We start from the raw sequence: 21503 nt of genomic DNA, 5'->3' as shown, positions 1-21503 counted from the left end.
AAATATTCCTTTTAGCCTGAACTAGGCATCGAGCCGCGAATAGCGACTGGCGATGTCATTGCCCGTGTAGTTTGCAATCCAGCCGTCGGGATTATTGAAGAAACGAATTGCGACTAGGTTGGGTTGTGGCCCAAGGTCAAACCAATGGGTGGTATTGGCAGGTACGCTTAATAGGTCGCCTTTCTCGCACCAAACTTCAAAGACTTTGTCGCCAATGTGCAGGGCGAATAATCCTTGACCCTGTACGAAAAAACGAACTTCGTCTTCGCTGTGGGTGTGTTCGTCTAAAAACTTTAGGCGCAGCGCGTCCTTTTGTGGATTGTCGCTGGCAATACTGATGACATCGACGCTTTGATAACCCTGCTCCGCGATAAGTCGCTTTACGTCGCTATCGTAGGCGCGCAGCACAGCTTCTTGGGTGTCGCCGGCAACAATGTCGTCGCGGGTTTGCCATTGTTCAAAGCGAACACCTACCGCTTTGAGTTGCTCGCTAATTTGCTGTGGGTCGCGGCTGCTAGACAGCGCTTGTTTGGCATTGTCGTCTGAAAAAATAGTGAGTTGGCTCATGGCGGTACTCCTAGTGCGCAAGGCGCATCAGTTCTAATTCACACTCTAAAAGAAAATCCAAGGCTTCAAGATTACGCATACAGCTGTCGATATCTTTGCCCCAGCAATACACGCCGTGGCCGCGAATAAGATAGGCGGGGCACATAGGGTGAAGAGCTAAATAGGCGTCTACCTCGGCGGCGAGTGCGCTAATATTTTGGGTGTTGTCAAAGATCGGAATATCGACGCGGGTGGCGTGGGTGTCAATGCCGTCAAAGGCTTTTAGGAGTTCATAGTCTTCTAAATGGATGGCCGTAGCATTTACGTTTGCTTTTGAAATTACCGTTACCTTGGGTGAATGGCAGTGTAATACCGCCGCAACCTCTGGGAAGCACGCGTAAATCTGGGTGTGTAGTTCGGTTTCGGCAGAGGGCTTGCCTTCGCTAATGGGTTTGGCCTGTAAATCCACTGCAATGAAATCGGTGGGGCTTAGGCGGCCCTTGTGCTTGCCTGAGGCGGTGACAATGGCGGAGGATGCGTCGAGCCGTGCAGAAAAATTGCCACTGGTAGCTGGAACCCAACCACGTTGATATAGATCTTCGCCAGCGGCGGCGAGGGCAATGGCCTGCTGATAAAAATATTTACTATCAATCATGTGCTTACCTGCTATTTTTGCGCGGCCGCAAGGTGTGCGAGAACCTTGTCGCGGTTTGGCTGATGAATAATGCCGTGTTCGGTAACGATAGCATCGATGAGTTGCGCGGGTGTGACATCGAAGGCGGGGTTGCTCGTCACCACCTGCTCTGGCGCAATCCGTTTACCAAAGCTGTGGGTGATCTCTTCGGCTGGGCGTCGTTCAATGGGAATTTGCGGACCGTCGATATTGGCGTCAAAGGTGCTGGTCGGCGCTGCGACCATGACTTTAGCTCCGTGGTGTTTGGCAATAATGGCAAGGTTGTAGGTACCAATTTTATTGGCGGCATCGCCATTGGCTGCCACGCGGTCGGCGCCCACTATCATCCAGCTTGGTCGGTGCTCGCGCATGATGTGGGCGGCCGCACCTTCGATGGCCAATGTGACGGGAATGCCGTCCTGCATTAGCTCCCAGCTTGTCAGTCTGGCACCTTGTAACCACGGGCGGGTTTCACCAGCAAAAACACCGCGAATTTTGCCGTCGCGGTGGGCTGAGCGGATCACCCCTAAGGCGGTGCCGTAGCCGCCAGTTGCGAGTGCGCCGGCGTTGCAGTGTGTGTACACAATACTGTCGGTGGGAATTAAGCTAGCGCCAAAGTCGCCAATGCGCTTATTAATTTGAATATCTTCGGCATGGATTTGTACGGCGAGTTCGGTCAGTGCCTGCAGTAGCTTGCCGCCATTACCTTGTTCTTCGATCACCTGATCGCAGCGGTCTAGGGCCCAGAATAAATTTACTGCGGTGGGGCGGGAGTTGGCTAGAGCTTCTCTTGCCGGCGCTAGGGCGCTGCACCATGCGGCGACGCTGGCGGGTGTGTTGGTGATTTGCTGGGCCGCTAACACCATGCCGTAGGCGGCGGTAATGCCGATGGCAGGTGCACCGCGAACCACCATGGCGCGGATGGCATCGGCAACCGCAAAGGGATCTTGGTAGTGGAGGTATTCGCATTGCACAGGCAGAATACGCTGATCCAGCAATTGCAGTTGATTGTTTGACCAAATGATAGCGCTAGGAGTAGTCACTGATTACCTCCAGTTTTTGGGGCCGTAATTATAAGGCAGTGGAGGCTCTGCTCCTAGGTTTGTTAAACGCGATTCGTGCTGGTAGATACAACCACAGCACTGAAGATGACACGGTATGTGTGTGGGTATTACGCTTATTACCAAGATAGGGGGTTTGAATGTCGAATTATGCGCTGTGGCTGGGGTTGGCTACGCTTATTATTGTCGTACTTGCGGCTGTGGCAGGCAACTTGTTGTGGCGTTTGCGCTTGCAAACACAGGCCGAGAAAAGTGCCTTGCAGCAAGCTGAGCGGGAGTCGCTTGCAGAACAAGTTGATGCCCAGCAGGGGATAGATGTTTTAGCGCGCTGCTATTTGGGTGGCCAATTGGGCGGTAGTGAATTGGCGTTGCGTATCGCGGTATTGGCAGAAACTGCGCGATTAGATAGAAACTATCAGAAGGACACTGGGGTATTTACCGAGATGGCCGCCGCGCTGGCACATATTCCAACGCACCAAGCGTGGAAAAATTTAACGGCGGAGCAGCGTGCTAAATACGGTACCGAAATGGCTTTGCTGGAGGGTAAGTACAGCGAGCAAATTCGAGCTGCGGCCGCAGTCTTAGTCGAGTAGGCAAGGCTTTACTTTTTTTTGATTGGACGTTGAACCAAACTACTTAACCCGTCGACCATATCTTGCTGGAATTGCAGCTGCGCTTCGAGCTGTTCGGGTAATAGTGGATCTACGCCAAAGATGGATTTGTGCAGTGGGGCCAAGGTGACGTAGCCCAATATCATGCAATGGAAGGCCATCGCGGTGGGCACATTAATCCACTCTTTATCGGGATTGCTGGCGGGGTCACTGATGGTGGAAAAAAACTTTCGATACCAGCGGTCGCTTAATAAATCTAGGGTCTCGTCTCTCGCAAGGGTGGCGTGCTGAACTATTCTTGCAGTATTGGGTTTATTTGCGAGCAGCGACATAACCTGATGGATTTGTTGGCGGGTTTCTGCAAACTCTGCGTCGGCGGCCATGCCGCGGGTAGCTTCAGCTAAGGGTTCAAATAGGCGTTGGCAAACCTGTTCGTAGATGTCGAGCTTATTGCTAAAGTGCTTATAAATACCTGGGCTGCTAATGCCAACCTGTGCTGCAATTTCGCTTACCGACGTGGCACCAAAACCTTGCTGGGCGAAGAGGTCTTCAGCGATATCGAGAATGCGTTGTTTGGTGTTGCGGCGGTTAGCCATAGTGTTGTCCTTGTTTTCTATCTTTGTCTTTCTGTCTTATTTATGGCAGCTCTGTTCACGTGCTAGTGCGGCCTTAGCATCCAAATTAATATTGAAGCGCTGATCACGCTGACAAGCAAGAGTGCCAAAGCTTGCCATCGATAGCGGCGGCTGAGTGACTCAGGTTCTGAACTGGCAATGATATAGGGTTGTCTACGATTGGGCGAATAGCTGATGGTATGTACTGGGTTAACTGGCCCCGCCGTGCGCTGCTGGCGCTCTGCTTTGCGTAGCGCCTCGGCTCTTACCAGTTCCCATTCCTGTAGGTCAATTTCTCCATCGCCATTGCGGTCAAAGCGGTCAGTAAGTTTATCGTAATCTTGTTTCCATTCGTTAAGGATTTTAGCCATTTCAGCGTCGCGCACAGCGGTGGGGCTGGGTGGGTGACGGGTCTCAAATAGGCCAATGACGTAAAGCAGGTCGTCGGTGCAGAGCATTTCTTCTGTATATCGATAGCGCTGGCCAAACAGGTTAATACCACTCGTTTTTTTTGGATGGCGAGAATTACCTTGCCAGCTACGCTTACGGATAGTGCTGACCTCAGCGCGATTTGGCATTACATAGCAATCGCCACTGCCGTCGTTAATGATAAAAGGCTGTTCACTGGTTTTATTTTCAATACTTCGCCAGCTGCTGTTTTTACCTGAGGACTCATAGCGCTCAATTTTGTAGCGATACCACAGGCAGGGGGTTTGACTTAGCCCGCTTAACAGCAATTGTTCGGGGCCGGCTTTGGCAAAGCCGACGAGTTCGACATAACCTTGATGGGCCGAGCGAATTTTAGAGGTGGGTGTGTCTTCAATGACCCTCGCAGTCTTTAGGCGGCTAAAGCTGCTTACCGCGCTGACGAGGGAGATGAGGGCGCAAATCGCTAGGGCAAAATAATCGGTTTCCATTTAGTTAAATAGTGACTTCACATCAACGTCGCTAAGTTCTTCTTTTTGGAACTGTAGTAAGTCAAAGGGCCCAAAGTTAAACCAGCGGGCGATAATGACATCTGGAAACTGCTCTATGCGGACATTGTTATTGTTAACCGCCTCGTTGTAGACCTCGCGGCGGTCAGCGATGGCGTTTTCAAGTGCAGATATGCGCTCTTGTAATGCGGTGAAGGTGCGGTCGGCTTTGAGTTCTGGGTAGTTTTCTGCCAAGGCAAATAATTGTCCCATCGACGCTCGCAAACCGGTTTCGGCGGCGCCTAGGGCCTTCATATCATGATTCGATTGTGCATCTGCAACATGCTGTCTTGCGGCAATTACCTTGGTGAGGGTGTCTTGCTCGTGGCGCATATATTGTTTGCAGGTTTCTATAAGTTTAGGCAGTTCGTCGTGGCGCTGCTTAAGTAGAACATCAATATTGGCAAGGTGTTTGGCGACATTGTGTTTGAGATTGACGAGACCGTTATACAGCATCACGACATAGGCAATGGCGAAGACGAGGAGGCAGAGGCTAATAATTAATCCAATTTCCATGACAGAGTCCTTTTCCGTGTGCTGTGCGGCGTCGTTAAAATACCTTGAGGCAGAGTATAAAGCGAATTAGTCGGCTTTGGCCGCCGTATTAAAGCGAATATGCATGTTTTTGATGCCGTTAACGAAATAGGAGCGGGTATAAGCAATATTGCCTTGTAGGCGCGGATTGCGCAGCCGCGGAATGATCTCTTCGAACATAACTTGCAATTCTAAACGTGCTAAGTGGGAGCCAATGCAGAAGTGTTGGCCGATACCGAAGGAGCGTATTTGCTGGCCTAATTTGGGCATGCGCTCACTGCGGCGCACGTCAAAGCGCATGGCGTCATCGCCGAATACGGCTTCTGAATGATTTACCGCATGGTAGTGCAATATGACTTTGTCGCCGGTGGTAATTTGCTGGCCGCCAAGTTCAAGGTCTTCTGTTGCGGTGCGACGCATTTGAATAAAAGCGGTGTTGTAACGCAGAATTTCGTCAATTGCCAGCGTAATTTTGTCGGGGTGTTGAACCAGGTATTCAAGTTGCTCGGGGTGTTCCATCAGCAAACGCATGCCGTGGGAAATAACGGTACGGGTAGATTCATTGCCACCAACGAGGATGAGAATAAACATCCAGGCAAAGTCCTCTTCGGAAATGGGTTCGCCGTCTACCTCGGCGTCTAGCAGTGCACTGGTGATATTGTTCATGGGCGTTTCGCGATGCAAGGCAGCTAGTTTGAGGGCGTAATTAATACATTCACCAGCGGCAATTTGGCCGGCTTCAACGCTGACCGCCATATCTGGGTCGTCGGCAAACATCATGATGTTTGTCCAATCAAAAAATTGCTTGCGATCTTCAGTTGGCACGCCGAGTAATTCTAATATTGCGACTAGGGGGAGTTCTGCGGCCACTTCTTCTACGAATTCGCATTCGCCGCGATCAATAACACAGTCGAGAATGCGTTTGGCGTGGGCACGAAACGCCGGCTCATAGGAATTTACCCGTTTGGGGGTAAAGGCTTCGCGCACGATTCGTCGCACTTTTTGATGGCGAGGTGGATCCATGTTGATAATGGTGTGGCAGTGAATAAAGTCTACTTCGTCCTGTGGGAATTCCATGGGAAACGCGGTGCGTTTGGCAGAGGAAAATAGTGCTGGGTTCTTGCTGACAAAATCGAGTTCTGCTTGGCCGACAACTGCCCAATAGGGGACGCCGGTGATGGGGTCGTCTATTTTTACCACCGGCCCCTGTTGACGTATGGCTTTGAGTGCCTCGTAGGGCATTCCTTGCGCATAGGTGTCTGGATCTAAGAGATTGGCAAAAGGACATTGCGGCATGGCTAGATAAACTCGATAGTCAGATTTGTTATTGGCAAGGGCTGTAATAACAGCCCTCAGATACGGGGCGCACGGAGCTTAGTTTCTTGTCCAGTCTGGGGCGGGCAGTCCCATGTTTTCTAAAAATACCGGATTAAACAGTTTGCTTTTGTAGCGGTCACCGTAATCGCAAAGAATGGTCACGATGGTGTGGCCAGGGCCGAGTTTGCGAGCCAAACGAACTGCGCCGGCGATATTAATGGCCGAGGAGCCGCCGAGGCATAAGCCTTCATGGCGAAGAATGTCGAAGATATAGGGTAGTGCTTCGGCGTCGCTGATTTCAAAGGCTTCGTCGACGGATGCGCGGCGCAAGTTGTCAGTGACGAGGCTAATGCCAATCCCTTCCGCTATGGAGCGGCCTTCACCGCGTAATTCGCCGTTGGTGAAGTAATTGTAAAGCGATGAGCCCATGGGATCGGCAATGCCGATGGTCACGTCGGGCTTGTGTGCTTTGAGTGCGCGGCTTACGCCTGCGAGGGTACCACCTGTACCCACGGCACAAATAAAGCCATCTATATTGCCGCCAGTTTGCGCCCAAATTTCTTGGCCGGTGGTGGTTTCGTGGATATCGCAATTGGCGACATTATCAAACTGTCGTGCCCATACAGCGCCATTCGCTTCGGTTTCGTTAAGGCTTTCGGCTAAACGGCGGGCGGTGTGAATATAGTGGTTGGGGTCGCTGTAGCTGGTGGCGGCTACGAGGCGGAGGTCGGCGCCGTATAAATCGAGCAATTCAATTTTCTCGCGGCTTTGGCTGTGCGGCATGACAACCACGCTGCGATAGCCCAGCGCGTTGGCAATTAAGGTTAGCCCAATGCCGGTATTACCTGCGGTGCCTTCCACAATGGTGCCGCCGGGTTTTAGCGTGCCCTTTTTTTCGGCATCGCGAATAATGCCCAGTGCGGTGCGGTCTTTAACGGAGCCGCCGGGATTTAGAAACTCTGCTTTACCAAGAATAGTGCAACCGGTGAGCTCTGATACTTGCTTTAAGTGAAGCAATGGGGTGTTGCCGATAAGGTCTGGCATTGATTTAGCGCTAGGCAAAAGCATGTTTTTCTCCGTGTTTTTCAGTCTTAATGGTATAGGCGGGAGCGGATAGCAGCAATGCTAATTATTCGTCTGGTCTGTGCTAATCTTACTTATTGCGTGTAACAGCGCCTTGGTTTACGGGTCTATTGGCGAGTACGTCGTTTAAGAATAGGCCACGATTCAAATCTAAAGCGTGGTGTGGGGCCTTATATGCTTAAAATTGTGGTTAGAGTTTTAGTTTGCGCGGTGTTTTTTTTCGGCGGTATTGCGCACTTTCTCGTCACCGACGATTTTGCTGGTATTGTGCCCCCATTTTTACCTTGGCCTGAGTTGATTGTGTGGGTGACAGGGGTTCTAGAGTTTTTCTTAGTGATTGGAATTTTACTGCCGAGCACGCGATTACTCACTGGTAAGTTAGCTGCGCTGTATTGTTTGCTCGTGTTACCGGCTAATATTTATCAGGCCATAAGTGATGTGCCGATATTTGGTAGTCCGGTTGCTCCGGAGTTGCTTTGGTTGCGTATTCCGCTGCAATTTGTGTTGATTGCCGCTATTTTATGGTCAACCAGTGAAAATAATCAGACGTTGATCCACAAGTCTACAGGCAACGTATAGGGTCTGAATTAAGGGGTTTATCAATGGCAGATAATGCCGTCGAGCAGGAACGCAATGGTGAGTTTTGGGCTGGCTGTATGGCTCGTATTGCAGAAAGCCGCGATAAAGATAGTTTTATGTTGTTATTCGACCACTTTTCGCCTCGAGTGAATGCCTATTTATTGGGGCAGGGGGCGGCGGCGTCAATGGCAGAGGACCTAGCGCAGGAGGCTTTGCTGGCCTTATGGAATAAAGCGCATTTATACAATGCCGAAAAAGCGGCAGTGAGCACGTGGTTATTTCGCGTGGCGAGAAATCTATGGATAGATAAATTACGTAAGCAGCGCGGTATAGCTTATGAGTCAGATGAAAACTTAGAGGAGACCGTTGATGCGGATGTTCGTCTAAATGCTGACGGTGAGCGATTAAAGGCGGTATTAGACACTTTGCCGGTGAATCAGGCCCAGGTTGTTTATAAATCGTATTATGAAGGCAAAAGCCACAGCGAAATTGCTGAAGAAACGGGTATGCCCCTCGGTAGTGTGAAGTCGAGTTTACGACTGGCGATAAAAGCATTTCGTCAGTATTTTGGAGAAAATGGCTTATGAGCCGGATTGAGCACCATCCCAATGAAGATACCTTGCTGAGCTATGCGGCGGGCTCGCTGCCTGCCGCCTTGGCCTTGGTAGTGGGATGCCATATACAGTTCTGCCCGCATTGCCGTTCGCAGGTACGCGCGGGTGAAAGTTTGGGTGGTGAGTTGATGTCTGCGCTCACGCCTAAAGCGCTGTCTATGCGAGCTAGGGACAATATGTTAGCGCGATTGGCCTTGCAGGAATCGCAGAGTGAGGTGCCTGCGGCTGTTGGCTCGCTTACAACAGCTGAGGCAACTTCTGCGCAGGATGCCATGCCATCTTTGTTGCGGAATATATTAAAAGAATCTGATTTTGATGAGCTGCCGTGGAAAAAAACGATTGCGCCGGGGCTAAAGCAAATTGTATTGGATTGCGGTGAAGGACAAGCGCGTTTGCTGCGTATTGCTGCAGGGCAAAAAATGCCCGTACATAGCCATCGCGGCAGTGAGTTAACACTGATTTTACGTGGTGGTTACAGCGATAAGCTTGGTCAGTTTAATGCCGGCGATGTGGCGGATCTAGATGGCAGTGTTGAGCACCAACCAGTAGCAGATGACGACATGGATTGTATTTGTTTGGCGGGGATGGATGCGCCACTGGTCTTTAAGGGCTGGTTGGCTAAATTGATTCAGCCCTTTGTCGGTATGTAATATTGAATTTGAGCTTACGAAGGTCTTTCTGCAGGAAGGGCCCAGATATAAAAAAAGGCAGCCGGAGCTGCCTTTTTTATTGCCCAGCGATTAGTACTGATAGATTAGGTCGATGCCATAACTTCTTGGATCGCCCCAAATAACAGTCCGGTCGCTGTGGGGAAGGTTGTCTACGGCGGTAATTTCGTACTCTTTATCGGCTAGGTTTTTACCCCATAGGCCGACGTAGAGTGTGCCGTATTTGCTGACTTGAATTTCGCTAAAGCTAACCCGGCCGTTGATTAAGCCGTATTCGCCAAGGTAAACGTTTTTGGAGTTTGCGCCTCGAATACCACCACGGCGATTATCCATAAAGTTATAGCTCAGGTTTACTGCTAATTGTCCCCAGTCGTACTGGCCTACCGTGTAGTCTGCAGATGCGGTGTAAGACTGGCTAGGTGCTGAATAAAACCCAAAGCTGTCGGTAAGGTCGTTGCCAAACTCATCAATGGCTTTGGTGACTTCTGCATCAAGAAATGCATAGTTCAACATTAGCATGAGGTTTTCACTAGCAAGGTAGGTAATGTCGGTTTCAAAGCCGCGCATTTCCGCTTCACCGGCGTTAGCTACTTTGGTGTCTGCAACGGTACCCGCCAAGATAAAATTGAGCTGAATGTCAGTGTATTCGCTATAGAAAATATTGGCGTTTATGCGTAGGCGACGATCCATTAACTCGCTCTTAATGCCTGCTTCAAAGGACGCGACACGCTCCTCGTCAAATCCGTCTGCAAAGCCGAAGCCGTAAACGTTGCCATCGGGCGCTTCAACCGCTGTGTCGTCGCCTTTGCCAGGGGTGCCGGCAGCAAAGCCGGTGGCGCCACGTTGTGGATCGCGGGTGTTAAAACCGCCGGACTTATAGGCTTGGACAAATTTTCCGTAGACGTTTATGTCGTCGGTAAGATCAAATTCGCCGATGAAGCTAAATGAGGCGTCATCGAATTCTTTTTCACCAAGTACATTGTCAAAGCTGCGGTCACCTGGGAGTAGGAAGCCCGCCGCTGCAAGTACCGGCGATAAGGCACTGAGATCTTCGGTATCAATGGCCATATTCAGGCTGCGCACTTCTAAATACGTTTTATCGATTTGGTTTTTGAGCGCCTCGCGCGAGTCTTCAGAGTAGCGGGCGCCAAAGGTTAGGTGCATGCGCTTGTCGAAGAGGTTTGGCGTCCAGGTGAACTGACCAAATACGGCTTTTGCTTCGTTTTTGATGTCGTAGCGCTGTGACAGCATATTCACTAGGTGCACGTCACCAGCGCCGATGAGGACGCCGCCGAGGATTTCACCCAATACTGGAATGGGGATTATTCCGTTGCTGATTCGAGCACTGAATTGGTGGTGTAGTGGCGAGTTATTCTCGGTGGCTTCCTCTTCAAAGTAATAGGCACCTAGAATGTAGTCTAGGCTGTCATCGAAGAGCGAGCCGCTAAGCTGAAATTCATGTGAATACTGCTCTTGCGAAATGACGGGTATTACCAGCGGCAGACAGTCTGAGCCAGTTTGGGCGGTAGCTGCGGGGCCGCAGTATTCGTTGGAATCGACGCGGTATTCCTCAGAGCCGAGGCCGCCTCCTAAATCTGCGTAAGATGCATCTCTAAGTTCACGGAAGGCGCCGATATATTTGAATTGTACGTTTTGGAAATCTTTGGTCAGAATAAATGAGTGACCTTCAATTTCTGTGGTTGATGCTTCAAATTTTCTGGCTGTTGCCATGCTGTTAAAACGACTTTTACTGTGTTTAGACTCGCTTACCGCAAACTCGCGAATAGGTTCTGCCTGGCCCTTATTTTGTATCGCCGGATTAATCGACTGATACATGGAGTTGTAGTACTCAAAGTCCGAATTGTCGTAGGCATAATCCAGCGACATGCTATCGCTGATGTCCCAGCGCAAGTCTATGCGATAGCCTTCGACCTCTCTGTCACCAAAGTCACCGCCAGGGCCGGTATTTTCGATAAAACCGTCAGATTTGGTGGTGAGGTAGGCTACTTTGGCTGCTAGGGTATCTGTTAAAGGAATATTGGCTGAGGTTTTCGATGTAAATAGACCGCGATTGCCGGCGGTGAATTTTTGTTTTAACTCGAAAGCGTCGGTAGTGGGCCGCTTGGTGACTAGGTTGATCGCGCCACCGGTGGTGTTGCGACCATACAAGGTGCCTTGTGGCCCACGTAGAACTTCTATCCGTTGCAGCTCAGCAACATCTAGGGCCGTGCCGGTAGAGCGGGCAATATACACACCATCTACATAGATGCCGACTGGCGGGTCTTGGGTAACCTGTACATCAGAAAGACCTATACCACGAATAAAAATTCGCAGCGTGGCATTGTTAATAGGAAAGGGCTCAATCGTTAAGCTGGGCACTTTTGAGCCGATATCGTTTAGGCTATTTATACCGTCAATTTCTAAGCGTTCTTCGCCAAAGGCGGTTAGTGATATGGGAGTGTCTTGCAGTGATTCCGCTTTTTTCTGTGCGGTAACAATAACCTCCTCTAGGGCGTAGCCTGATTTTTTAAGCTCGGTCTGAGAAAAAACTGGGTTGCTCATTGAAACGGTGAAAGCACACAGTCCTGAGACTATAGGAGTTAATTTTTTCACTTAGGCGCTCCGTGTAGGATCGTTATTGTTATTAATGCGTTGCATTAGTTAAAACATATTAACCACTAAAAGACAATGCAGGCATAATCCGCTTGAATTAGTTTGGGCTGAATGTCGTTGCAGCGTCTTGTTGTGAGTGGGTTTGATGTTTGTTAAATTTTGTTAATGTTTATTATGCGTTAAATTTATGGTTATATTTTTTGTATAGATGATAAATATAGTGCATCTATTTTAGTAATGCGCGATTTTGCGCTTGTTTTTATGCCAATTTTTATAGGTGCTTATCTGAGCCCAATTTATATTGGGCGCAGGGGACGAGCCAGTATCTCCGCGATAATCCGATAGACCTTGGCGTTTGCGGTGAAGCCGATATGGCTTGAATTGACGGCGATATTCTCGGTATTTTTGGTGCTCAATTTGGCAATTTGTGGTGACACAATTCCGTCTATCGGACTGTATATGGCGGTAGTGGGTACTTCGCGCTGGCCGTTATTGGTGTGAGCCCATGTTTCGGTGTTTTGTGATGCGTCAGATTGCTTGCCCCGGTTTAGGCATTTTAAAATTTTCCATGCGCTTGTTCCTCTTGGGTCACCATAGGGTGTACCAAGGGTGATGACTTGGCGGATAGCGTCTGGACGGCTTTGGGCAAGCAAATTGGCGTAATTACCCCCTAGGCTCCAGCCAATGAGGCTGATTTTTTGTTGTTTGCTTTCAAATAGGGTGTCGATTTGCTGGTTGAGCCGTAACAGTAAATCAGCCTGAAACGCATTCATCTCAGCTAAACTAGTGATTCGATTTGACGGCATATTTCGACCGAGGCCCCAGCCGCAGCTCTGGTAGCCGCGACTTTTTAAGAAATATCTGAGTAGAGCCATGCAGCCGTCTGCGCCGCCGTAGCCCGGCAGAGTCATGACAGGGTGCCCGTCACCTTTCGGTGTGTTTTGTAGGCTGGCAATCTTGCAGGCAAGCTCGGTGATTTCGATACCAGCACGCCAAGTTTCACTTAGCGAGAGATGCAGCGGTGGTGGGGTGATAGCGTCCACAGTTTGGCTTCCGTTTTAGGTTTTATTATTTTACGTATTCGATTCATTACGGATTTTGAATCGACCCTATAGTACGGTTATTCTGAACAAATAATGCGATTTCTGCCGGTCTGCTTAGCCGTATACAGGGCTTTGTCCGCACGTTCAAAAAATGCGCTTTGGTTGGCGTCGCGACTGCGGTCAAATTCTGCAATGCCAATGCTCGCGGTGACATCTATTTTGAGGTCGTCGTTAAGAATAGTAGGCTGAAATTGAATAGCGGAACGAATTCGCTCTGCCACTCCCCAGGCCTCATTGCGGTCAGTGGCGGGGAGCAGTATGACAAACTCTTCACCGCCGTAGCGTCCCACCTGATCATACTCACGCAGATTGGTATTTAAAATATTAACAACGTGTTTTAAGGCTGCGTCGCCCGCCGAGTGACCGAAGGTGTCATTTACTCGTTTGAAATGATCGATATCTAATACCATCAATGAGAATTTGCTGCGCTTTCTGGTAGATTCCGCAATGCTATTGGCAAATAGCTCGTCGATCATGCGTCTGTTCCAGCATTGCGTGAGTGCATCCCGAGAGGCTAATTGGTTGAGGGTTTGCTCTAGGCGAACAATGCGGCTGCCGGCGGCAATTCGTACTTTTAACACACGGTGGTCAAAGGGCTTGCTGAGGAAGTCGTCAGCGCCGGCTTCCATCGCTTCAATTATGGCCTCATTACCTTCTTTGCCCGTAAGCATAAGAATGTAGAAAAATTGACCATCTTCACGCTTGCGTATGGTTTTGCATAAATCTGGCCCACTCATACCTGGCATCGACCAGTCGATAATAAGTAGGTGGGGAGTAGTTTCGGTAGCAAGTGTTTTAAGAGCTTGGTCGGCGTTTTCAGCAAGCACGGATACAAAGCCCCACTCTTCTAATGCCGCAGAGAGAGCGAAGCGGGTTATTGCGTCGTCGTCGACAATGAGAACGTCCACGGATTTAGATACCTGCCATGCTTTTTAGCTCGTTGACCATTTGCTCAAGTTTCTGTTTTGCCGCAGTCCATGCGGTGAACCATTCCGCTAATGAGTTCCCTGCAGTGCTAGCATTCAGTGCTAAAGACTCTAGGTGTGAGAATTCATTGTAGTAGCTTTTGCTTGCGAAATTTCCAAGCGCGCTTTTCAAACGGTGCACCGCGTTTGCTAGGGCATTGTAGTCATTTTGATTATATGCCCGCTCAATAGTGGCGATCATATCAGGAAGTTCGTTCAGAAACAGTTGTGATATAGAGGCGATTAACTTTGTATTGTTCCGAGTCATGTCCTGAACTCGGGCTTCGTCCAGTATCATATCGCCTCTTCATTTTTGCTGCGGTGAGTTGATTGCAACTACTTGTTCGTATTTGTGTTGCATTACTACAAGAATAATACATGTACTGTAATGAGTGGTAGCTGTCGGTGACAAATCTAACTCGCCAGTATTTTGTAGCTGTAGCCCTTTGTTAGGCATTGTAGTACGTGGCCTTGATTTAGCTACTAAGTGCTGTTGCGCTGAGTAATAATGCGAGGACAAGAGCGATAGCAGGTAGTATTCCGATGCTAGCTTGTGTTGCAGTGATTGATGCGCCAAATAGCATGATATTTGCGACGACGGGGATATTTATATTAATCGCTTTAGAGTTTGTCATTTTATTCTCCGTAATATTGATAATATCAACACGCTATTTACGTAATAATCAAACGACTGGATGTTGAGCAATAGTAGCGCTAAAAAGTGGGCTGTTTGATGCGAATATCTACTTATTAGACTGGGTAATAAGTCGGATTCAAGGTATATGGCAGCATTGCTTGTTGGTCGAGAGTCTTCGCCTGTTTTACTGGGGTAATTAAATTGGGTGCAATGTATCAAAGTCCCGCATTAATCGGTTTATTGGTTGTTGTTGGTTTGCTTGCAGGGATTATTAATACCCTAGCAGGCGGTGGATCAAATTTGACCTTGCCAGCCTTGATGTTGATGGGCTTGCCTGCTGACGTTGCAAACGCAACAAATCGTGTGGGTGTATTAATGCAGTCGCTGACCGCTGCCAAGGACTTTGATCGTCATGGCCAGTTAGCGCGTCAGGATCTCTTCGGTATTTTAAAGCCCACTTTGCTTGGTTCACTCTTAGGCGCTGTCATTGCCGCGTTTGCACCGAGTGAATGGCTTAAACCAGCTTTGTTGCTGGCAATGGTATCGATGGCGTTTATTATTTTGGTGCGCCCAAGTGTTGTTGCACCACCGCTAGGTACCCAGGCGCTGTCGATGAAAGAGGCACCTTATGCGCGTTGGACTCTTTTTCTGGCAGGGGTCTATGGGGGCTTTGTGCAGGCGGGAGTAGGGTTTATTTTGATTGCTGCACTTGCCGGCAGTTTGCGATACGACTTGGTAAAAACCAATGCGATAAAAATGGTATGCACTGCGGCGCTGACCGTAGCTGCTTTAGCGGTTTTTATCTGGCAGGACTTGGTGGCGTGGGTGCCGGGCTTAATTTTGGCGGTAGGTACGATCATGGGGGCAAAAATTGGTGTGCGCATAGCCATAAAGACAAGCCCAAAAGGGCTCAAATGGTTCCTATTTGTTATGACACTTGTTGCTAGTGTGGCGGCATTACTAAAGGGCTAGGGCTCAATAGATCTTGGCCTTTAATCGTCTACACGACTGCGCAAGGCTTTAATTTTTCCACGTTGAGATTTACTGTCCATACGACGTCTTTGCGATCCTTTGGTGGGTTTGGTCGGTCGTCTTGGCGGCAGTATTTTAATGGCGTCTTTTATTAACTCAAGTAGGCGAGACAGGGCATCATCGCGGTTTTTTTCTTGGGTTCGAAATTGCTGGGCTTTAATAATAATGACGCCATCTTTACTTATTCGCTGATCATTTCGATTCAATAACCTCTGCTTGTGGAACTCTGGCAGTGAGGATGCGCGGATATCGAAACGAAGATGGATTGCCGATGATACCTTGTTAACATTTTGCCCGCCTGAGCCTTGAGCACGGATTGCGCTTAGCTCAATTTCGTCGTCGGGGATCGATACGGACGGCGATATGCAAAACATGATTAACCTGCCCTTTTTTGATAATGAGATAGTTAAAGAAGTCGCCACCGTACCTCGTACTATTCGTGATAAACACATTGGGCGCCAACGATTGTTGTGTATTGTAACAGACAGGACAAGACGGTTGATAAAGGGTTATGATTGTACGTTGTATCTAGCCGTTAAGAATCCGATTAACGGGTGTGTAAACCCTTGTTTATGCTATAGAATCCTAGGATGTTGTCGCAGCGGTTGATGCTGGGCTAATAGATATCCCTAGCAATGGATTTGTAATGACCGGGTATGTTAAAAAACAGAAAGAGGTAGGCGTGTGGTAGGGGCAAAGAAAGCAGCGATTAACACTACGACAGTAAAGGTAAGGGCTAAACGTATGTCGCCCGAAGCGCGCCGACATCAAATTTTGATGTGCGCTGTTGACGTATTTGCCTCGCAGGGTATTGAGAAGGCGACGCACGCCGATATCGCTAAGCTTGCTGGTGTCGCTAGTCCTACGGTATTTCATTATTTTCCGACGATTGACGATTTGCAGGAAGCGGTGATTAAAGAAGTGCGTCGGTTCTTACTTGAAGGCTTTGTCATTGTGAGGACGGACGTCGATGCGCCGGTTCATACGCGTGTCGAGGATATGTTGTCATCCTTTGCCAAGGCTGTTGATACGGATAAAAATTATGTGACAATTTGGTTGGAGTGGAGTGGTTCAACTAAGGGTCATATTTGGGAACTTTATAAGGAGTTCTATACCGCGACGACGGCTGCTATACGTAAACTTTTATTAGAAGGGCGGGCTGATAATTCCATTAAAGCTAGTTTACAAGCTGCAGATGCGGCGCGAACCATCTTGGGTATGGCACACACCATAGCCCATATGCGGTTCTGCGGAGCAACCTCAAAAACTGCGCAGAAAACCATTAATTCCTTTGTGGCAGAGTATATTTCGCCTTAAGGTTATTTTAGTGTTTCGCCCTATATACAGCGGCCAGACAGGTAAAATAAAAAGTCACTTTACGCTGATAAGGGCATAATGATGAAGCAAAGTATTCGCAGCCGCTTGTTGAATTTTTTTCTTAAGCTTCTTCGGCGTCCCATTTGGAATTTAGGACAGCTGAAGGCGCTCAGAGCACGTTTTGCCAAGCTCGATGCGCGGGCAATTGGTAAGGCCGATTTACTGTGCCGTATTAGCCAAATTGACTTGTCGCATTGTCAGGCCGATGTTCTGCAACCCTTGGAATTTAGCGACGATCTCATTGGCGCAAAGCATATTCTGTTCTTTCATGGCGGTGCTTACTGTCTGCGCTCGCCTAATACATACCGTGCCATGCTCGCAGGTATTTGTAGTAATTTAGGCGCGATAGGTGTGCTTCCAGATTACCGTTTGGCGCCAGAGCATCCACACCCTGCGGCGATTGATGATTGCTTTGAAAGTTATAAATTACTCATCGAAAAAGGTGTGCCGGCACATCAGATAGCACTTTTGGGGGATTCCGCAGGAGGTGGTTTGGTGTTGTCTATTCTCGATAAAATTCGGGGCGCGGCGCTGCCAATGCCAAGTTCGGCTAGTTTGTTTTCGCCGGCGGGTGATTGGACATTGTCCGGTAAGTCTTTATTCGAGAACGAAGACCGCGACCCTATGTTTCGCCTTAGTTCGTTCTTGTTTTTCCGCAGCTTATATTTGGCAGGGTATGACGCTAGTGACCCGGAAGTGTCGCCGCTGTTGGCGTCGTTTGATGGCTATCCGCCGATGTATTTTACCGCGAGCAGTACGGAGTTGTTGCGTGATGTGGCGGTGGTAGGGGCAGAAAAAGCCCGCGCGGCAGGTGTGTCTGTGGACTTAGATATTTGGCCCGGACAGTGCCACGATATGCAAATCATTTCCTTTTTGCCCGAAAGCAAAATTGCGCTTAATAAACTTTGTGAGTTTATTGCCAAACATTGGTAGTTTGCGCAGGGCTATTGCTAACCCCGCGCGGGGCGAGTTAGCGAATATTCGCAAAGCAAGTTCGTACTTCGTTTACAAATAATTTGGGCTGCTCAAAGGCCGCAAAGTGCCCTCCTTTTTCTAGTTCGTTCCAATGAATTAGGTTTTGATAAATACGTTCAGCCCAGTGACGAGCTGGCCGGAATAACTCCTTTGGAAAGACTGAAATACCGCAGGGAATAGTCATGGGCTCGGCAAAGATACTATCGAAGCTTTCCCAGTAAAGGCGCGCCGATGAGGCACCACTATTGGTCAGCCAATACATGCTGATGTCGTCTAGCATTTGGTCTGGGGTGAGGGCATCTTCCGGGCGGCCGTTATTGTCGGTCCAGCGATGGAATTTTTCATATATCCACGCGGCCTGCGCCGCCGGAGAGTCTGCCAGGCCATAACCTAAGGATTGCGGCCGTGTTTTTTGAATCATGGCGTAGCCTGAGTCCGAGTCGAAGTAATATTGAATATCCGCCAAGGCTTTTTGATCGCGCTCAGTAAGGGTTTCCATATCTTCGGCTGATGGTTGCGCCAGCGCCATATTAACGTGGATTGCTTGGCATTCTGGTGGGTTTATATAGCCTATCGCGCTGGTGACTCCTGACCCCCAATCGCCGCCTTGTGCTACATATTTTGTGTATCCCAATTTTGCCATTAGGGTGATCCAAGCCTTGGCAATTCGTTCCAGTCCCCAGCCGGTACATGTTGGCTTGCCCGAGAAGCCGTAGCCGGGCAGGGAGGGAATGACGAGATGGAAGGCGTCACTGGCGCTGCCGCCGTGAGCAGTGGGGTTGGTGAGTGGTTCGATAACGCGCATAAATTCGAGTATCGAACCGGGCCAGCCGTGGGTCATGACCATTGGCATGGCGTCGTCGTGGGGAGAGCGAATGTGCAGAAAGTGAATGTCTAAGCCATCAATTTCAGTGGTGAATTGCGGGTAGCTATTTAATTCGCGCTCGCAGCGACGCCAGTCATAGCTGTGCTGCCAGTATTCGCAAAGTGCTTGCACCGCATTAAGCGGGGCTCCCTGACTCCAGTCGTCAACGGGTTCGGCATTTGGCCAGCGGGTATTGGCCAGTCTGGCTTTGAGATCATCAAGCTGTGCCTGCGGAATATCGATTTTGAAAGGATTTATTGATTGCTTCATAGACTCTACTCTTAGGCCTCACAGATAGATTGCACCGGTCTTGGTACGCATGCTTAATACCATTTAAACATATCTTTAGATTTATAAGGCAAGCTCGATACGGTTTTTTTGGGTTTTGTCTTGCTCAGAGTAGAACGATATTGCGAGTTGCCGTAGTTCTTAGATGCTGTAGAGTTAATGTGAGTGCAGAGCTAGGTTTCTAGGTTGCTTGGCATCTTGAGGTTGAGTTTGCTTGCGCGGAATAGGCAGAGTGTTTATTCTCGCGATGCTCATTTTGCGCCGGTTTTGTATAGCTTCCCTTGTGTTTTATCCAAGGTGCAATTCAGAGGAATTGATGACAATTACGGCACCTAATTAAAATGAGTTTTCCATTTGCTTAGCCTTCTTAAACTACTAAGCTAGATTAAATTCAATCAAGGTCTGATTCTATTCATGAAATATCTGATTACCGGCAATGCGGGTTTTATCGGTTTCCACGTGGCAAAAACCCTGCTCGCTAGAGGCGACTCGGTGATCGGTATAGACAATGTCAACGACTACTACGAAACCAGTTTAAAGGAAGCCCGCCTGCGCGAACTGGAAAAGCTCGCACAGCAAGGCCGTGAAACCGACGGTCAGCTCGAGTACGAATTTATACGCGCTAATATCGCCGATAAAACGGCTTTGGATGACTGCTTTAGTCGACATCAGTTTGATCGCGTGATTAATCTTGCTGCCCAGGCGGGGGTGCGCTATTCCATTGAACACCCAGAAGCTTATGTCGAAAGCAATTTAATCGGTTTTTCTAATTTACTTGAAGCCTGTCGCAACGCCAAAACGCCTCACCTTAGCTACGCCAGCACCAGCAGCGTATACGGTGGCAACACGACAATGCCTTTTAGTGAGGATCACGGGGTAGATCACCCCTTGCAATTCTATGCCGCCACCAAAAGGGCGAATGAATTGATGGCGCACAGTTACAGCCATCTTTTCAATTTGCCGACCACCGGATTGCGTTTTTTTACCGTGTACGGTCCCTGGGGTCGACCCGATATGGCACTGTTTAAATTTACCCAGTTGATACTGCGAGAACAGCCGATTCCGGTATTTAATCATGGCCATCACAGCCGCGACTTTACGTTTATCGACGACATTGTTGAAGGGGTAATTAAATCTAGCGATCAGATCGCCACTCCAGATACAAGCTGGTCGGCGGCAGAGCCCAGACCCGCTAATAGCAATGCGCCGTTTCGCATTTTTAATATTGGCAATGGCAATCCCGCGCAATTGTCTGACTATATCGATGCCCTAGAAGAAGCGCTGGGTAAGAAAGCCAAGCGAGAGATGCTGCCGATGCAGCCTGGTGATATTCCTGACACCCACGCAGACACTAGTAAGTTACAGCAGGCGACGGGTTACAAGCCCAACACTAGCGTGCGTGACGGAGTGCAAAAATTTGTGGCGTGGTATCGAGATTACTATTCGGTTTAATTGTAATTGATTGCGCGCTGGTAAGTGGCGCTTAGCGCCTGCCAGTTTTCTTCAGAAAAGTGAAAGCTGCTATGAAGCCCTTGGAGTTTATCTAGCGAGCGCAGCAGGCGGCTTACATTGGCTTCTGCATTTTGGCGTGAAAGTGGGGTGCAGATAGCCCCTTTGTCAAAGTCGACCAGATAAAATTCGCCGCTGCCGGTTAGCAAAATATTGCTGGCATTAAGATCAGCATGAAACACGTTCAAATTGTGAAAGTGCGCGACCAAGGCCCCCAGTTTTTCCCAAAGCTCATTATCTAGTGCGTGTTCACAAAGTATTTCGGTAAGGTTTTTTGAGTCGGCTACCCGTTCGGTAATGACGGCACAGCGATAGACTAGTGGTGGTATACCGAGGCAGTGAGCTGCTACCGGCCGTGGCACCGGTAGTCCTAATTTGCGCATAGCGTGCAGCATATGGAATTCTCGCCACACGCGGGTGTTTTTCAGACGGCGATAGCGGTAGGTTTTTGCAATTAAACGGCCAATTAGACCACCGCGATGATAGCGTTTAAATACTAGCTCCAGCCCACGGTATTCGAACATAACCGCCGTGCCCCGTTGCAGTGAAGTACAGCCAGTATTTTCTTTCAGCCAATCGTCGTGAAACAGATTTTCGCAATCGGTATCAACCATCTCATCATCGTAGATGACCGTCGCCAGTTTACTTCTGAACTCCCTATGCCCCACGAGTAATCCTTAAATTTGTATTGGGTATGCGTTCATTCATACAAGTGACATCACCCTATTAGATGTAAACTCTGTACATTCTATCGTCAATCATGCCCTCATCCCACCCCAGAAGGGGTGAGCCGGTTAATCTTGAGGTATAATTCTGCGCAACCGAAAAAGGGTGGGCAGCTGCTAGTTTCTGGCTCACCACGGTT

Annotated in this window: 24 protein-coding genes; 8 read left to right on the top strand and 16 right to left on the bottom strand. The window is 49.0% G+C overall.

Annotated features, from left to right (window positions below; all coding sequences use genetic code 11):
• Positions 1-21: 21 nt before the first annotated feature.
• Genes GVJ32_RS07455 through mtnA form a run of 3 tightly spaced genes read right to left on the bottom strand, consistent with a single transcriptional unit; the run spans position 22 to position 2262 of the window.
• On the bottom strand, positions 22-567 hold the full coding sequence (locus GVJ32_RS07455) for a 1,2-dihydroxy-3-keto-5-methylthiopentene dioxygenase (RefSeq protein WP_159239435.1): 546 nt from the start codon (positions 565-567) through the stop codon (positions 22-24).
• 10 nt (positions 568-577) lie between these two features.
• Complete coding sequence (locus GVJ32_RS07450) at positions 578-1201, bottom strand: methylthioribulose 1-phosphate dehydratase (protein ID WP_159239434.1); 624 nt, start codon at positions 1199-1201, stop codon at positions 578-580.
• 11 nt (positions 1202-1212) lie between these two features.
• The gene (mtnA, locus tag GVJ32_RS07445; RefSeq protein WP_159239433.1) at positions 1213-2262 is read right to left on the bottom strand and encodes an S-methyl-5-thioribose-1-phosphate isomerase; all 1050 of its coding nucleotides are present in this window, start codon (positions 2260-2262) and stop codon (positions 1213-1215) included.
• A 158-nt stretch (positions 2263-2420) separates the two neighbouring features.
• Here mtnA and GVJ32_RS07440 point away from each other — a divergent pair, with 158 nt between their 5' ends.
• Positions 2421-2873, top strand: coding sequence for a DUF2489 domain-containing protein (locus tag GVJ32_RS07440; protein WP_159239432.1), 453 nt, complete (start codon positions 2421-2423; stop codon positions 2871-2873).
• An 8-nt stretch (positions 2874-2881) separates the two neighbouring features.
• Here the strand turns inward: GVJ32_RS07440 and GVJ32_RS07435 are convergent, their stop codons facing one another.
• From GVJ32_RS07435 to GVJ32_RS07415, 5 genes are all read right to left on the bottom strand, one after another.
• A complete protein-coding gene (locus GVJ32_RS07435; protein ID WP_159239431.1) occupies positions 2882-3487 on the bottom strand; it encodes a TetR/AcrR family transcriptional regulator in 606 nt (201 codons plus the stop codon).
• A gap of 62 nt (positions 3488-3549) precedes the next feature.
• Positions 3550-4422: a GIDE domain-containing protein gene (locus GVJ32_RS07430; protein WP_159239430.1), complete on the bottom strand. Its 873-nt coding sequence runs from the start codon at positions 4420-4422 to the stop codon at positions 3550-3552.
• Positions 4423-4995, bottom strand: coding sequence for a LemA family protein (locus tag GVJ32_RS07425; RefSeq protein ID WP_159239429.1), 573 nt, complete (start codon positions 4993-4995; stop codon positions 4423-4425).
• Between the two features lie 66 nt (positions 4996-5061).
• On the bottom strand, positions 5062-6309 hold the full coding sequence (locus tag GVJ32_RS07420; protein ID WP_159239428.1) for a cytochrome P450: 1248 nt from the start codon (positions 6307-6309) through the stop codon (positions 5062-5064).
• Positions 6310-6387: 78 nt separating this feature from the next.
• Positions 6388-7398 carry a cysteine synthase A gene (locus GVJ32_RS07415; protein ID WP_159239427.1) on the bottom strand — a complete coding sequence of 337 codons (1011 nt, stop codon included), beginning with the start codon at positions 7396-7398 and terminating at the stop codon, positions 6388-6390.
• 189 nt (positions 7399-7587) lie between these two features.
• Here GVJ32_RS07415 and GVJ32_RS07410 point away from each other — a divergent pair, with 189 nt between their 5' ends.
• From GVJ32_RS07410 to GVJ32_RS07400, 3 genes are read left to right on the top strand one after another with little or no spacing between them, the layout of a single operon-like run.
• Positions 7588-7992: a DoxX family protein gene (locus tag GVJ32_RS07410; RefSeq protein ID WP_159239426.1), complete on the top strand. Its 405-nt coding sequence runs from the start codon at positions 7588-7590 to the stop codon at positions 7990-7992.
• A gap of 23 nt (positions 7993-8015) precedes the next feature.
• Complete coding sequence (locus tag GVJ32_RS07405; RefSeq protein WP_159239425.1) at positions 8016-8579, top strand: sigma-70 family RNA polymerase sigma factor; 564 nt, start codon at positions 8016-8018, stop codon at positions 8577-8579.
• Positions 8576-9256, top strand: coding sequence for a ChrR family anti-sigma-E factor (locus tag GVJ32_RS07400; protein ID WP_159239424.1), 681 nt, complete (start codon positions 8576-8578; stop codon positions 9254-9256). Before GVJ32_RS07405 ends, GVJ32_RS07400 begins: the two co-directional genes overlap by 4 nt.
• A gap of 90 nt (positions 9257-9346) precedes the next feature.
• On the opposite strand, the gene GVJ32_RS07395 is transcribed toward GVJ32_RS07400, so the two are convergent.
• The 5 genes from GVJ32_RS07395 to GVJ32_RS07375 form a co-directional block, all read right to left on the bottom strand.
• Positions 9347-11887: a TonB-dependent receptor gene (locus GVJ32_RS07395; RefSeq protein ID WP_159239423.1), complete on the bottom strand. Its 2541-nt coding sequence runs from the start codon at positions 11885-11887 to the stop codon at positions 9347-9349.
• Positions 11888-12183: 296 nt separating this feature from the next.
• Positions 12184-12930, bottom strand: a complete 747-nt coding sequence (locus tag GVJ32_RS07390) for an alpha/beta hydrolase (protein WP_159239422.1) — start codon at positions 12928-12930, stop codon at positions 12184-12186.
• Between the two features lie 77 nt (positions 12931-13007).
• On the bottom strand, positions 13008-13898 hold the full coding sequence (locus GVJ32_RS07385; RefSeq protein ID WP_159239421.1) for a diguanylate cyclase: 891 nt from the start codon (positions 13896-13898) through the stop codon (positions 13008-13010).
• A gap of 4 nt (positions 13899-13902) precedes the next feature.
• Entirely contained in the window at positions 13903-14253 is a 351-nt protein-coding gene (locus GVJ32_RS07380) for an Hpt domain-containing protein (RefSeq protein WP_159239420.1), read from the bottom strand.
• A 178-nt stretch (positions 14254-14431) separates the two neighbouring features.
• Entirely contained in the window at positions 14432-14590 is a 159-nt protein-coding gene (locus tag GVJ32_RS07375) for a hypothetical protein (RefSeq protein WP_159239419.1), read from the bottom strand.
• 212 nt (positions 14591-14802) lie between these two features.
• On the opposite strand from GVJ32_RS07375, the gene GVJ32_RS07370 reads away from it, so the two are divergent.
• Entirely contained in the window at positions 14803-15564 is a 762-nt protein-coding gene (locus GVJ32_RS07370) for a sulfite exporter TauE/SafE family protein (protein WP_159239829.1), read from the top strand.
• Positions 15565-15584: 20 nt separating this feature from the next.
• Here the strand turns inward: GVJ32_RS07370 and arfB are convergent, their stop codons facing one another.
• Positions 15585-15998, bottom strand: coding sequence for an alternative ribosome rescue aminoacyl-tRNA hydrolase ArfB (gene arfB, locus GVJ32_RS07365; protein ID WP_159239418.1), 414 nt, complete (start codon positions 15996-15998; stop codon positions 15585-15587).
• 370 nt (positions 15999-16368) lie between these two features.
• Between arfB and GVJ32_RS07360 the strand changes: the two genes are divergently transcribed.
• Together GVJ32_RS07360 and GVJ32_RS07355 are read left to right on the top strand one after the other, a co-directional pair.
• On the top strand, positions 16369-16941 hold the full coding sequence (locus GVJ32_RS07360) for a TetR/AcrR family transcriptional regulator (protein WP_159239417.1): 573 nt from the start codon (positions 16369-16371) through the stop codon (positions 16939-16941).
• A gap of 81 nt (positions 16942-17022) precedes the next feature.
• Positions 17023-17934 carry an alpha/beta hydrolase gene (locus GVJ32_RS07355; protein ID WP_159239416.1) on the top strand — a complete coding sequence of 304 codons (912 nt, stop codon included), beginning with the start codon at positions 17023-17025 and terminating at the stop codon, positions 17932-17934.
• 37 nt (positions 17935-17971) lie between these two features.
• On the opposite strand, the gene GVJ32_RS07350 is transcribed toward GVJ32_RS07355, so the two are convergent.
• Positions 17972-19111: an epoxide hydrolase family protein gene (locus tag GVJ32_RS07350; protein ID WP_159239415.1), complete on the bottom strand. Its 1140-nt coding sequence runs from the start codon at positions 19109-19111 to the stop codon at positions 17972-17974.
• A 432-nt stretch (positions 19112-19543) separates the two neighbouring features.
• Here GVJ32_RS07350 and GVJ32_RS07345 point away from each other — a divergent pair, with 432 nt between their 5' ends.
• Positions 19544-20581 (top strand): NAD-dependent epimerase, encoded by a 1038-nt coding sequence (locus GVJ32_RS07345; protein ID WP_159239414.1) that lies wholly within the window; start codon positions 19544-19546, stop codon positions 20579-20581.
• On the opposite strand, the gene GVJ32_RS07340 is transcribed toward GVJ32_RS07345, so the two are convergent.
• A complete protein-coding gene (locus tag GVJ32_RS07340; RefSeq protein ID WP_159239413.1) occupies positions 20578-21306 on the bottom strand; it encodes a 3-deoxy-D-manno-octulosonic acid kinase in 729 nt (242 codons plus the stop codon). The genes GVJ32_RS07345 and GVJ32_RS07340 overlap by 4 nt on opposite strands.
• Between the last annotated feature and the right edge of the window lie 197 nt (positions 21307-21503).

The sequence above is a fragment of the Zhongshania aliphaticivorans genome, assembly GCF_902705855.1.
In the GTDB taxonomy this organism is placed as follows: Bacteria; Pseudomonadota; Gammaproteobacteria; order Pseudomonadales; family Spongiibacteraceae; genus Spongiibacter; species Spongiibacter aliphaticivorans_B.
This window is presented reverse-complemented; position numbering and strand designations above follow the sequence as displayed.